The organism is Niallia circulans, from assembly GCF_003726095.1.
Taxonomy (GTDB): Bacteria; Bacillota; Bacilli; order Bacillales; family Cytobacillaceae; genus Niallia; species Niallia circulans_A.
In genome coordinates this window covers 710633-723301 of sequence record NZ_CP026031.1, presented here as the reverse complement: position 1 = coordinate 723301, position 12669 = coordinate 710633, and the positions used below count along the sequence as shown (strand labels likewise).

At 36.3% G+C, this 12669-nt stretch carries 13 protein-coding genes; 1 reads left to right on the top strand and 12 read right to left on the bottom strand.

The features are described 5' to 3' along the window. Positions 1-10: 10 nt before the first annotated feature. The 3 genes from sdaAB to C2I06_RS03250 all read right to left on the bottom strand — a co-directional run bounded on the left by sdaAB (position 11) and on the right by C2I06_RS03250 (position 3146). Entirely contained in the window at positions 11-673 is a 663-nt protein-coding gene (sdaAB, locus tag C2I06_RS03260; protein WP_095329142.1) for an L-serine ammonia-lyase, iron-sulfur-dependent subunit beta, read from the bottom strand. 414 nt (positions 674-1087) lie between these two features. Beyond that, a complete protein-coding gene (locus C2I06_RS03255; RefSeq protein ID WP_095329141.1) occupies positions 1088-2767 on the bottom strand; it encodes a DAK2 domain-containing protein in 1680 nt (559 codons plus the stop codon). Positions 2768-2783: 16 nt separating this feature from the next. Next, entirely contained in the window at positions 2784-3146 is a 363-nt protein-coding gene (locus C2I06_RS03250) for an Asp23/Gls24 family envelope stress response protein (RefSeq protein ID WP_095329140.1), read from the bottom strand. Positions 3147-3529: 383 nt separating this feature from the next. On the opposite strand from C2I06_RS03250, the gene rpmB reads away from it, so the two are divergent. Continuing rightward, complete coding sequence (rpmB, locus tag C2I06_RS03245) at positions 3530-3718, top strand: 50S ribosomal protein L28 (protein WP_016201071.1); 189 nt, start codon at positions 3530-3532, stop codon at positions 3716-3718. Positions 3719-3871: 153 nt separating this feature from the next. Here the strand turns inward: rpmB and spoVM are convergent, their stop codons facing one another. From spoVM to def, 9 genes are all read right to left on the bottom strand, one after another. Further along, positions 3872-3952, bottom strand: coding sequence for a stage V sporulation protein SpoVM (gene spoVM, locus C2I06_RS03240; RefSeq protein WP_016201070.1), 81 nt, complete (start codon positions 3950-3952; stop codon positions 3872-3874). 89 nt (positions 3953-4041) lie between these two features. Beyond that, positions 4042-4686, bottom strand: coding sequence for a thiamine diphosphokinase (locus C2I06_RS03235; protein ID WP_095329139.1), 645 nt, complete (start codon positions 4684-4686; stop codon positions 4042-4044). 279 nt (positions 4687-4965) lie between these two features. Beyond that, positions 4966-5847 (bottom strand): ribosome small subunit-dependent GTPase A, encoded by an 882-nt coding sequence (gene rsgA / locus C2I06_RS03230; RefSeq protein ID WP_095329138.1) that lies wholly within the window; start codon positions 5845-5847, stop codon positions 4966-4968. A 138-nt stretch (positions 5848-5985) separates the two neighbouring features. Then, on the bottom strand, positions 5986-7995 hold the full coding sequence (gene pknB / locus C2I06_RS03225) for a Stk1 family PASTA domain-containing Ser/Thr kinase (protein WP_123257439.1): 2010 nt from the start codon (positions 7993-7995) through the stop codon (positions 5986-5988). Beyond that, on the bottom strand, positions 7992-8750 hold the full coding sequence (locus tag C2I06_RS03220) for a Stp1/IreP family PP2C-type Ser/Thr phosphatase (protein ID WP_095329137.1): 759 nt from the start codon (positions 8748-8750) through the stop codon (positions 7992-7994). The genes pknB and C2I06_RS03220 overlap by 4 nt, the downstream gene beginning before the upstream one ends. Positions 8751-8756: 6 nt before the next feature. Next, positions 8757-9854: a dual-specificity RNA methyltransferase RlmN gene (gene rlmN, locus C2I06_RS03215; protein WP_095329136.1), complete on the bottom strand. Its 1098-nt coding sequence runs from the start codon at positions 9852-9854 to the stop codon at positions 8757-8759. Further along, complete coding sequence (rsmB, locus tag C2I06_RS03210; RefSeq protein WP_095329135.1) at positions 9851-11203, bottom strand: 16S rRNA (cytosine(967)-C(5))-methyltransferase RsmB; 1353 nt, start codon at positions 11201-11203, stop codon at positions 9851-9853. Before rsmB ends, rlmN begins: the two co-directional genes overlap by 4 nt. Beyond that, complete coding sequence (gene fmt, locus C2I06_RS03205; protein WP_095329134.1) at positions 11190-12149, bottom strand: methionyl-tRNA formyltransferase; 960 nt, start codon at positions 12147-12149, stop codon at positions 11190-11192. Before fmt ends, rsmB begins: the two co-directional genes overlap by 14 nt. Then, positions 12142-12630, bottom strand: coding sequence for a peptide deformylase (gene def / locus C2I06_RS03200; protein WP_095329133.1), 489 nt, complete (start codon positions 12628-12630; stop codon positions 12142-12144). Before def ends, fmt begins: the two co-directional genes overlap by 8 nt. Positions 12631-12669: the final 39 nt, after the last annotated feature.

Here is a 12669-nt window from a genome sequence, read left to right as displayed (position 1 = left end):
ACCCCTCCCTTTATTCCACGATTGTTGTAACTTTTTCAATTGAATCTAACTGTTCAAGCTCTTTTAAAATCGCTTCTTCTATATTTTGATCGACCTCAATTGTCATTAAAGCCAGTTTTCCTTTTTCTTTACGACTAACTTCCATATGACCAATATTAATTTCGTGTTTAGCCAATACATTAGCCACTTTCGCAATGGCACCAAATCGGTCATTATGAACAACTAATATTGCAGGATGATGACCAGAAAGCTTTAATTGAAAGCCATTTAACTCGATAATTTCTATTTTCCCGCCGCCAATAGAAATACCAACAAGCTCCATTTCTCCGTCGTCGTCCCCTAAATGAATTTTTGCTGTATTAGGATGTTCCGGGATCGCTTCTTCTATATGAAATTTAACTTGGATTCCATGCTGTTCTGCAATTTCTAAGGATTCTTTAATTCGCTCATCAAAGGTATCAAAATCAAGAATCCCTCCAATTATCGCTACATCTGTTCCATGGCCTTTATATGTTTCGGCAAATGAACCATAAAAATGAATGTTTATCCATTTTGGTTCTCTTTCAAAAAGATTACGCGCCACTCTGCCAATCCTTGCAGCACCAGCTGTATGAGAACTGGATGGACCAATCATGACTGGACCAATAATATCAAAAACGCTTTTAAATTTCATGGATTTGTCTCTCCTTAATGGCCAAAAATGGAATTGATATTTCTTTAACATAATACTGTGTTTAAAATGATTACACTATATAATATCATACTATATTAATATATGGTTCTAATTCTTATTGTTCGATAGAAAATAGCTAATTTAGATTAGGGAAGTATGAAAATTTGAAGGGAATTATGTCGAAAGTTTCCTTCCTGCATAACTTTTGTTACGGTATATTCGTTCCTTTTTTCTTTGACATATATATAGTCATTGACGCTATACGAGGACAGAGGACGTCTCTCTGTTCCCTTTTTCTCTACTTCTCCCGAAAAAGGGAACAAATAACAGACGGACCGCTCCATTCCTTCGACTCTCTATAAAATAAAAAAGGCATGCCTCCATATATACAGGCACACCCTTTTAAAAGTACTATTATTCAATAGAAAAAATAAAAGAATACAGTGGTTGTTTACCGTCATGGACTTCTACTTCCACATCTTCAAAATTGTCTTCAATAAAAGATACAAGCGTTTCAACCTCTTCTTCTGTCGCTTCTTCTCCCTTAATTATCGTCACAATTTCTGTATCCTCATCGATCATTGACTTTAAAAGTTCCATTGCAGATTCTGTTTTATCTTTACTTTTTACAATAATTTTTCCTTCTGCAAGTCCCATAAAGTCGCCTGTTTCAATCGCTAGGCCATCAATACTCGTATCTCTGACTGCATACGTAATCTGGCCGGTTTTCACATGTTCAAGCGCTGCTTTCATATTCTTCTCATTTGTTTCTAAATCACTAGAAGGATTAAAAGCGAGTAATGCTGACATTCCTTGTGGAACAGTTTTAGAAGAGATAACCACAACGTCTTGTTCTAATACGTCAGCTGCTTGTTCTGCTGCCATAATAATATTTTTATTATTTGGTAAAATAAAGACCTTTTTCGCATTGATACGTCTCACAGCATTAACAATGTCTTCCGTGCTTGGATTCATTGTTTGACCGCCCTCAATAACATAATGAGCACCGATACTTCTGAAAAGATCTGCAATTCCGCTTCCCATCGAAACTGTTACAACCCCATACTCTTTTTGTTCTTCCACAGAATGAGTATTGTTTACTTCCTCTTTTTCAGCTGCATCCACTAAGCTACTATGCTGTTCACGCATATTTTCAATCTTCATTTTTACCAAATTACCGTATTTTTGTCCAAATGTTAATACTTCACCAGGCTGATTGGAGTGAATATGAATTTTCACAATTTCATCATCCGCAATAACAAGTAATGAATCTCCATATTTACTTAACGCTTGTCTGAAGTCATCTTCTGAAAACGGCTTATTTCCTAACTTTTCTTGTTCTAAACGAACCATAAATTCTGTACAATAGCCGAATTCAATATCTTCTGTATTGATATAACTGTGAACACTTTTATGATGTTCAGCATTTACCAATTCATTCATGGAAACAACATTTTGCACGGCGTCTGGAAGTTTTTCACCCTTTAGCTCCGCAAGAAACCCTTCATATACAAATACTAGTCCTTGCCCACCACTATCAACAACGCCTACTTCTTTTAACACAGGCAGTAGTTCAGGTGTTCTGTTTAACGAAGCTTTTGCTTCTTTTACTGTATCCTCCATGATAACAATGATATCATCATTTTTTTCGGCAGATTGAACCGCTTTCTTTGCAGCATCTTTTGCAACTGTAAGAATCGTCCCTTCTACAGGTTTCATTACTGCTTTATATGCTGTTTCCACACCGAATTGTAAAGCATTAGCAAATTCTTTTCCAGTTATTGTCTCTTTTTGCTCAATATGTTTGGAAAATCCTCGAAACAATTGGGAAAGAATAACCCCTGAATTCCCTCTGGCTCCCATTAATAAACCTCGCGATAATGAGGTTCCAACTTTACCGATATGTGATTGAATATTCTTTTGAACTTCCTTTGCACCTGAAGTCATCGATAAATTCATATTCGTTCCTGTATCTCCATCTGGCACTGGAAAAACATTTAACGCATCTACATATTTAGCATTAGAGGACAAATGGTTTGCTCCTTGGATTACCATTTCGGCAAATCGCTTTCCTTCTAAAACTGTAATTGACACTGTGTTTCCTCCTCTACTACGGGTTCGTCACACGAACTCCCTGAACGTAAATATTAACCGAGTCAACGGCAAGTCCAACTGTCTTATTGAGTGTGTATTTTACTTTCGATTGAACATTGTGCGCAACCTCGGAGATTTTCGTTCCGTAACTTACAATGATATACATATCAATATGTACTTCTTCTTCAACTTTTCGAACGATTACACCACGTGTAAAGTTTTCTTTTCGCAAAATATCTGTTAAACCGTCTTTAATTTGATTTTTCGACGCCATTCCAACGATACCGTAGCAGTCTACTGCTGCCCCACCTGCGATTGTAGCGATAACTTCTGTAGATATATCAATTTGTCCGAAATTCGTTCTTAGTTCAATGGACATGAGTTTTCCCCCTTTGGAATTGCTCCTTGACTACTGACATTTTACTATAATCAAAACGTTTTTGAAAGCTATAGTTAAAAAGCTTATTATTATTATATAACAAAATAACCCTTCTATTAAAGCATTGGGATAAATTCAGAAAACACCTACTTGTTTTACTATTCCCATAAAGTCTTGAGATAAACGGATTTGTTTAATAAGGAAAGACATGTCAAGGAAATTTTCTTGAAAGCTTTTCATCCAACTATTGCATTCATTTAAGTTGTATGATAAATTATTAAGGTATCTGTAACGAGGATTATTTAGCAGACTATAAGTAAATTGCTATCTATGACTTTTCAAACTCATTTTAATGAGTTTCTGTAATAAGGAGGGAAATATACATGCCACGTAAATGTGTTATCACTGGAAGAAAAACAACTACAGGTAATGCTCGTTCCCATGCAATGAACGCTAACAAACGTACTTGGGGAGCTAACCTTCAAAAGGTTCGTATTTTAGTAGACGGTAAACCTAAACGTGTTTGGGTTTCTGCTAGAGCATTAAGATCTGGTAAAGTAGAACGTGTTTAATCAGATCGCAATAAAAAAGGACATGTTACATGTCCTTTTTTATTTTGTCTCCAAACTACAATAGGCAAGTCGTATAAGTACCGTAAGTCCTTGAAATTTCCCGCCAATATCGCGAATGGTTGTCTTTACTAAAAAAATTCGCAGAATCCGTTGTTAATCCTTTTTAAAGGTCCCCAACATCGCCCGGACAAGTCCTCCTAAAAATTTCGGCAATTTAATGGTATAAAATCTCATGAATACTGTCCCTCCTTAATCAATAAACATCGCTAGCACTCACATTTCCTATTAAGATAAAAATTATTAGTACAATCATTTATCAGATTTTAATCACAACTTCTTATTACCATTAATATGCCTTCTTCAAAGGAAAAAGTACCAGTTTCTCGAATTAGTTCATTACTAATACACAATGTGCTGCTAGCAGGAAGATTTCTCCTTACTAAAGGGTATTTAAAACCTTCTAAAGATAGACCTACAATCTTTGTACTATATGGGAAAAATGAAATATATTTATATTCCTCCAGTTTTTTTACCGTATAAGCTCCTGCTTGTACAACAGATACGCTGTTTTGTTTATCGATTATTTCTAGTTGAATATGCTTATTGTCTAACGCTTCTCGTAGTAATAGCTGCAGATTTGCGATTGTGTGATCGAGTCTTCCCCCTGTCGCACCAAATAACCGAATAGTCGTTGCACCTTCTTTAATAGCCCATAAAAGAGCAAGTTCCATGTCTGTTTCATCTTTTTCTGGTTTAAAACGTTTAATAATCCCTGTTTTTTCCTCCATCGCATGCAGTTCTGTTTCCGAAATAGAATCAAAATCACCAAAAGCAGCATAAATCGGCAAGGATCTTTCGATTAAATACATAACACCTCTATCCACACCTATCCAGCAAATATCTTTTGAATAGTTATCTAAATTAGGAATATACTGCTTTGGTCCTCCAGCCATAATATGAACAATCATATTTCTCCTCCTCTTATTACTTTTCTATACAAAAATACAGATCCTTTTTTATATGCCTTTGTCTTCTTTATCTACTTTGATTACTAATCAATCCAGATAAATAGTCCAAACGGCTATATAGAAAGAATCTGCTTTAAGGCTGTAAATACAAAATAAGTAAAAGTCTATTGAGATGTGATTTCCAAGAATTCAATCGTTTTTAGGTGTATATGCTCGGTCTTCTCATCTCTGCCCAAGCTCCCAAAATGGAATATAGAATTCTCTCCTAATCAGAAAAAACTAATACTTCGGTTTTCGATCTCTAATTTCTTGTAAGAAATCTTTATAGTGCTCATAACGATAAGTTGGAATTTCATTATTTTCTACCGCTTCTTTCACTGCACATTTTGGTTCTGAAAGATGTAGACAGCCCCTAAACTTACAGTTTTCGCTTGTTTTTTCTATTTCAGGAAAACAATAATTCAAATCTTCTCCTTCAATTTCTAGAAACTCCAGTGAACTAAAGCCAGGTGTATCTGCAACAAGTCCATCTCCAATTGAGATAAGCTCTACATGTCTTGTTGTATGCTTTCCTCTTCCTAAACTGGAGGAGATTTCATTTGTCTTTAAGTCTAAATCAGGTCTAATTACATTTAACAAAGAAGACTTTCCTACTCCCGATTGTCCGGCAAATACCGATATTTTATCCTTTAAATAAGGCAGCAGCTGTCCTATACCCGTTTCGGTTTCAGAAGAGGTTAAAATGACAGGATACCCCACAGCTTCATATTGTGCTGCGTACTCCTTCATCTTTTCAACCACCTCACTACTTGCTAAATCCATTTTTGTCATACAGATTACCGGATCAATTCTATTGTATTCAATTAATACTAGAAAACGATCTAATAATGCAGTACTAAAATCAGGTTCCACACTAGAAAAGACAAGAATTGCTTGATCCACATTGGCAATCGGTGGTCTAACTAATTCATTTTTTCTTTCTTTTACTTCTAGAATGTAGCCATCTGTTGTGTTCTCTGCCTGAAAAACGACTTCATCACCTACTAAAGGAGTTATCTTATTTTTTCGAAAAACGCCTCGACCGCGACACTGTATTAATTGCCCCTCACTTAATACATAATAAAATCCACTTAACGCTTTAATAATTTTGCCTTTAGGCATAAATATAACGCTCCTTACTTACTTCAACTCGCTTATAAAAGTTCTTGCGTGTCTCTAAAAACTATTAAAAAAACGACAGCTTATTAGAAACTAGCTACTTAAAAAGCATTCCCTTTCTTGCTTAATTCAAACCAATTACTAGTTAGGATAAGGAACCTCTTCATCAATAATGACCACACTGTCAATCTGCACTCGATAATATCCTTTTTGCCCTTCAGGAATTTGCAGATAGATTGTCTTTTTAGTATTTTCGGTAATCTTAAATGTTTCAGCTGGTTCTGTCATACTATTATTAAAATCACCAATATATATTCTTACTGTTTGTTCGACCGGCTTCCCATCAGCAGTCATTTCCGTCGGTTCATATGGAATAGATATTTCTTTCATTACTTCTTTCGGTTGGACTTCTTTTTTTCCTTTAGAAAGAACAACAGTAATTTCTGCTCCTTTTTTCAAATTAGTACGAGCTTCAGGCGTTTGAGAAATGACTAGACCTTTTTCCACTGTGTCACTATATTCTTCCTTAAAAGTTACCGTTAAACCAACATCGTCCACATAGTCATTTACTTCTTTTTTCGTATAATCCGATAAATCCTTGACACTAATCAATTGTGCACCTTTACTAATTGTAAATTCTAATGATGTTTCACTTGGTACTACTTCCTCTTTTGGCTTAATATTTTGTTCTAATATTGTTCCTGGTTCACTATCATCAAATACTTCGATAGGCTCAATATCTTTAAAATCGAATCCTTCTGATTCTAATAGTTTCACCACATCATCATATTTTCTTCCTACATAATCACTGAGAACGACCGTCTCTTTTCCAAGACTTTCATAAATAGTAATTTCTGTCCCTTCTCTTCGCGCGCTGCCTGCACTAGGACTTGTTTTAATAACATGACCTTTTTCCACATCATCACTATTTAAGGTAATAGTATCAGACACTACGAAGCCTTTTTCTTCGAGCGTTGTCTTTGCTTTATCTAATTCTAAACCAGCGACATCAGGAACAACTATATCTTCTGGTGCAAGTAAATCTGGCAGAAGAAATAATACTAGTCCCATTATTAATAGCAAGGCGAGAAAGGTTGAAATAATAATCGCAGCAATTTTCTTTCCCTTTTTCTTAGCTTTCTTCTTTTTCTTTTTCTTTTCTTTCTTTTTTGGAGATTCCTTTACCAAGGTTTTTCCTTGATCTTCTTTTTCATTTGTATGAATAATCGTCTCATCAAAATTTTTATATAAACCATCATTTGTAATAACCGGAATTGCTTTTGTTGCTTCGTCATCAACTGGTATTGCAAACTTGGGTTCATCTAGTCTCTCTAAATTTAAAGCTGTTTGCAAATCCTCTGACATTTCTTCCATACTATTATACCGATAAAAAGGATCTTTCGCAGTAGCTTTTAAGACGATATTCTCCACACTTTGCGGGATCGCTTCATTCCATCTTCTAACACTAGGAGTTTCAGACTGCAAATGCTTTAAAGCAATCGAAACAGCTGATTCACCAGAAAAAGGCAATCTCCCTGTTAATAATTCAAACATTACAATCCCAAGAGAGTAAATATCAGATTTTTTATTCGCCATTCCACCACGAGCTTGTTCTGGTGATAAATAATGAACAGAGCCTAGCACAGAATTTGTTTGCGTGATGCTTGTCGCACTTAACGCCATCGCAATTCCAAAATCGGTTACTTTTACTTTTCCTTCTTTATCTATTAAAATATTATGCGGTTTTATATCGCGATGGATTATATTATTTTGATGTGCATGTGCGATTGCTGATGTTATTTGTTGCATAATTGCGATAACTGTCTCTACAGAAAGTGGTGAGTTTTTATGTATGTATTGTTTCAGTGTATCGCCTTCCACATATTCCATAACAATATAATAGATGTCTCCTTCTTCTCCTACATCATATATATTGACGACATTCGGATGAGCTAAGCTTGTAGCAGATTGCGCCTCGCGATGAAATCGTTTAATAAACTCCTCATCATTGACATAATCGAGTCTTAGCATCTTCACTGCTACATCTCGATCTAAAATCATGTCATGCGCAAGGTAGACGTTTGCCATTCCACCTCCGCCAATCATCTCTAAGACTTTATAACGGCCACTTATTCTTTTTCCAATCATCATTGCCCTTCACCTGCTTGATGACCATCCCCATACTCCAAAATAACGACCGTAATATTATCTTCTCCGCCATTTATATTGGCAGTTTCGATTAAAGTAGAAGCCTTTTCTTCTAATGTAATCTCTTTTTCAAGAATCTCTTTTATTTGTTGATCCGTTACTTTGTTCGATAGTCCATCAGAACAAATAAATATGATGTCGCCTTCTTCAAATATAATGGTCATCACATCAATATTTAACTGAGCATCTGTTCCAAGCGCTCTCAAAACAACATTTTTTCTGGGATGATGCTCTGCATCTTCTTTCGAAATTTGGCCCATGCGAACTAATTCATTTACTAAGGAATGATCTTCTGTAATTTGTTTAAAGCCATCTTCGTTATAAAGATAGCACCGACTGTCTCCCACATGAGCAATCGTCGCAAAATTTTCCGTACTGATTACCCCTATAATAGTAGTACCCATGCCTTCACATTCTGGATGGGTGGAAGCATAATCGAAAACATATTGATTGACCTCTAAAATATTGGATTCCAACCAGTTTTCTGCCTCATCTGCTGTTTTAATTTCCTCTACCATTGTCCAAAGTTCTGTCAGTTTCTCAACAGTGAGTGAGCTTGCAACGTCACCTGCACGGTGTCCACCCATGCCATCAGCTACGATGGCAAGGCGTTGACCGCTTTTATTTCTAATAATTGCTCCACTATCCTCATTATGTTGTCTAACTTTCCCCTTATCAGTCATAAAAATTTGACTCAAAGGTGATCACCTCGTCTCTTCTTTTCTCTCCTTCGCACGAAGCTGTCCACATGCAGCATCGATATCTGAACCTTGCTCACGACGGATTGTTACATTTACTCCATGTTTCTTTAACGTTTTTTCAAATAAAAAGATTTGATCCTTCGGTGTTCTTACATAATCTCTTTCTGGTACATAGTTAACAGGAATTAAGTTTACGTGACACTTGATTCCTTTCACAAGCTCAGCTAACTCTTCCGCATGCTCAACTTGATCATTTACGTTCCCAAACAAACCATACTCAAAACTTACACGTCTACCTGTTTTATCCACATAGTAGCGGATAGCTTCAATTAAATCAGGTAATTTATACGCTCTGTTAATTGGCATTAGTCTGCTTCTTAACTCTGTGTTTGGCGCGTGCAGGGAAACCGCGAAATTAATTTGCATATTTTGATCCGCAAATTCATAAATTTTCGGGATAATCCCACTGGTTGACACAGTGATATGTCTTGCTCCAATATTTAATGCTTGTTCATGGTTAATAATTTTGAGGAAACTTAACATACTAGTAAAGTTATCAAATGGTTCCCCAATTCCCATAATAACAACTGAACTTACACGTTCGCCTAATTCATCTAATGCCTGTTGTACTTTTACGACTTGTGCAACGATTTCTCCTGCTTCTAAGTTTCTTTTTAATCCACCTAATGTAGAAGCACAGAAAGTACAGCCGATTCGACAGCCAACTTGGGTTGTTACACAAACAGAATTACCATAATCATGGCGCATTAAAACTGTTTCAATGGAATATCCATCATGTAATTCAAATAAAAATTTAATAGTCCCATCATTTGATGTTTGCTGAATAAGCGTATTTAATGTTGTAATCGTAAAATTTTCCTGAAGCATTAAACGTAAATTTTTCGATAAGTTAGACATGTCTTCAAAAGAGGTTACTCTCTTTTTATATAGCCATTCAAAAATTTGATCCGCACGAAACGCCTTTTCATTATGCGCTGTCAGCCAATCCTTTAGTGCTTGCAATTCCATTGAGTATATCGAGGGAATAGTTGGTTCTGCTTTTTGTCTTCTTCTTGATGATGTTTTTACTTGTTCCATCATTGCACCTTCTTTCTTAATGCTGCAATATAAAAGCCATCTGAGCCAAAATATTGCGGTAATATCTGTAATTCATTTCCTTCTGCGTAATTCTTTACATCTTGAGGCAGACGATCTGCCAATGTACTATCTCTCTCAAACTGCGTATTGGCAGCTAAGAATTTCTCCACCACTTCTTCATTCTCTGCTTTATCAATGGTACAGGTACTATATACTAATATTCCACCTTTTTTTAAAAGCAGGGAAACAGATGCTAGTAAATCCAACTGAATTTTCTGCAGCCGATCGACATCTGCTTCTGTTTTTGTATATTTCATATCTGGCTTTCTTCTCATTACGCCAAACCCTGAACATGGTGCATCTAACAGAATTCGATCAAAGCTTTCTTGCTCCAAGCTTTTGTCCAGCTTTCTTGAATCCATTGCCTTCGTTTCAATCGTTGGTAAATTTAAGCGGTCTGCATTTTGCTTAATCAGCTTTACTTTATGGTCATGAAGGTCAATAGAAAGGATGTTGCCGTCCTTATTCATCTTCTCTGCAATATGAGTAGATTTACCACCTGGAGCTGCACAAGCATCCAATACGGAATAAGGTTTGTCTAAATCTAGTGCATAAGCAACAATCATCGAGCTTTCATCTTGAATCGTCAGCAGCCCTTTTTCATAAGCAGATGAATGAGCGATATTTCCCTTTAAAACTTTAATCCCTTCTGGAATTACCTCACTTGCTTCTACTTGAAATCCTTCTTCTGTTAAAAGTTCTATACATTCCGTTACAGAAACCTTTGTTGTATTAACCCTTGCAGTTTGCATCGGTGCTGTTAGATTAATTTCGCACATTTTTTTCGCTTCTTCTACACCAAGCTGCTCGACCCATCTTTTTACAAGCCAAGTTGGATGACTTGTTTCAATGGAAAGTCGTTCTATTTCATCTTGAATCTCATGAAAGGATGGCAAGCCTTGTCTTTGCATATTTCTTAGTACAGCATTTACAAAGCCGCTTATTCCTTTATGACCCCTTTTTTTAGCAATTTCTACTGCTTCATTTATGGCAGCATGATCGGGAATACGATCTAAATAAACAATTTGATAGACAGTCATCTGCAGAAGAATATAAACCCACTCTTCTATTTTCTTTCCTTTATTGAGGAAAGGACGTAGATAAAATTCAAGGGTCATTTTTCGTTGCAGCGTTCCATAAACAATTTCTGTTAACAAACCGATATCTTTAGATGGAATCTCATTTTTCTTAATCGTCGTATTTAGCAATAAGTTACTATACGCTTGATTTTTTTGAATAGCTTCCAAAATATCTAATGCTGCTTCTCGCACATTTTTTTTAGTTTTCTTCATTCGTAACTCCTAATATCTCATTTACTTGCATTTTACTGCCAGCCCCACGTAAGAATTCGCTGATGTCCATTTTCTTCTTGCCCGCTGGTTGTACTTCTGTTAATTGAATGTATGTGTCATTACCTGTTGCCACAATTGGACCTTGATCTGTTATGTCGACAATCGTTCCAGGAGCGGCATCTTTCTTTTTCGCCACTTTCTTCCCCGCCCATACTTTCATCACCTTTCCTTGATAAAGAGTGAAAGCTACTGGCCAAGGATTTAGTCCACGTATTTTATTGTAAATTTCTTCTCCAGAAACAGTCCAGTCAATTTGTTCGTCCGAACGCTTCAGATTTGGCGCAAACGTCGCCTCCTCATCATTTTGCGGAATTGGTGTAATTTCTCCTGCTAACAGTTTAGGCAAAGTTTCCGCTAATAAATCACTTCCGACACGACTTAATTTATCATGCAGTGTCCCTACTGTATCTTCTTCTTCAATTTCCACTTCCGCAACTGAAATAATATCACCAGCATCCAACTTCTCCGCCATATACATAATCGTAATACCGGTTTTTTCTTTTCCTTGTAAAATACTGTAATGAATTGGAGCTCCTCCTCTTAATTCAGGAAGCAAGGACGCATGAACATTCACACAGCCGAATTTTGGTGCATCTAATAGCTCTTTTGGCAAAATTTGACCGAACGCAGCAGTCACAATAATATCCGGGTTCAAAGAGATAATAGCTTTCAGCTCGTCTGATTGACGAATCTTCTCTGGTTGATAGACAGGGATATCATGTTTTAGAGCTTCTACCTTTACTGGCGGCGGGGTTAACACCTTTTTTCTGCCCACAGGACGATCAGGCTGTGTCACAACCGCAATTACTTCATACTTTTCTTCTAATAATCTTTGTAATACAGGAACAGAGAAATCCGGGGTTCCCATAAACACTACTTTAGTCATTTGCTTCCACTCCTTCTAGCTCATCTTCCTCTAGATAGCGAATTACCTTTGATGTAAATAGCACTCCATCTAAATGATCCATTTCATGTAAAATTGCTCGTGCTAAATATTCTTCTGCTTCTATTATATATTTTTTTCCTTTTCTATTTTGCGCCTCTACTGTAATAGACAATGGTCTTTCGACATCTCCGAATAATCCCGGGAAACTTAAACATCCTTCGGGACCAACTTGAGAGCCATTTACTTCTAATAATTTGGGATTAATTAATTCCAGTGTACCCATATCATCATCAATATCTACTACAGCAATGCGTTTCGATATACCGATTTGTGGAGCAGCTAGTCCTACTCCGTCAAATTCAATCATTGTATCATACATATCGTTTAATAACTTTGCTAATTTTTTATCAAAGACTGTAACTTCCGCGCATGGTATTTCTAACACCGGATCCGGGTACATTACAATTTGTTTTACTGCCACATTATTTCCTCCAAACGTTAAGAGAGATAGTCGATTAAA

Excerpts from the sequence above, each read along its gene's own strand:
- sdaAB (WP_095329142.1), bottom strand. The coding sequence starts at position 673 with ATGAAATTTAAAAGCGTTTTTGATATTATTGGTCCAGTCATGATTGGT.
- C2I06_RS03250 (WP_095329140.1), bottom strand. The coding sequence starts at position 3,146 with ATGTCCATTGAACTAAGAACGAATTTCGGACAAATTGATATATCTACA.
- rpmB (WP_016201071.1), top strand. The coding sequence starts at position 3,530 with ATGCCACGTAAATGTGTTATCACTGGAAGAAAAACAACTACAGGTAAT.
- spoVM (WP_016201070.1), bottom strand. The coding sequence starts at position 3,952 with ATGAGATTTTATACCATTAAATTGCCGAAATTTTTAGGAGGACTTGTC.
- C2I06_RS03235 (WP_095329139.1), bottom strand. The coding sequence starts at position 4,686 with ATGATTGTTCATATTATGGCTGGAGGACCAAAGCAGTATATTCCTAAT.
- rsgA (WP_095329138.1), bottom strand. The coding sequence starts at position 5,847 with ATGCCTAAAGGCAAAATTATTAAAGCGTTAAGTGGATTTTATTATGTA.
- pknB (WP_123257439.1), bottom strand. The coding sequence starts at position 7,995 with ATGATGATTGGAAAAAGAATAAGTGGCCGTTATAAAGTCTTAGAGATG.
- rlmN (WP_095329136.1), bottom strand. The coding sequence starts at position 9,854 with ATGATGGAACAAGTAAAAACATCATCAAGAAGAAGACAAAAAGCAGAA.
- rsmB (WP_095329135.1), bottom strand. The coding sequence starts at position 11,203 with ATGAAGAAAACTAAAAAAAATGTGCGAGAAGCAGCATTAGATATTTTG.
- fmt (WP_095329134.1), bottom strand. The coding sequence starts at position 12,149 with ATGACTAAAGTAGTGTTTATGGGAACCCCGGATTTCTCTGTTCCTGTA.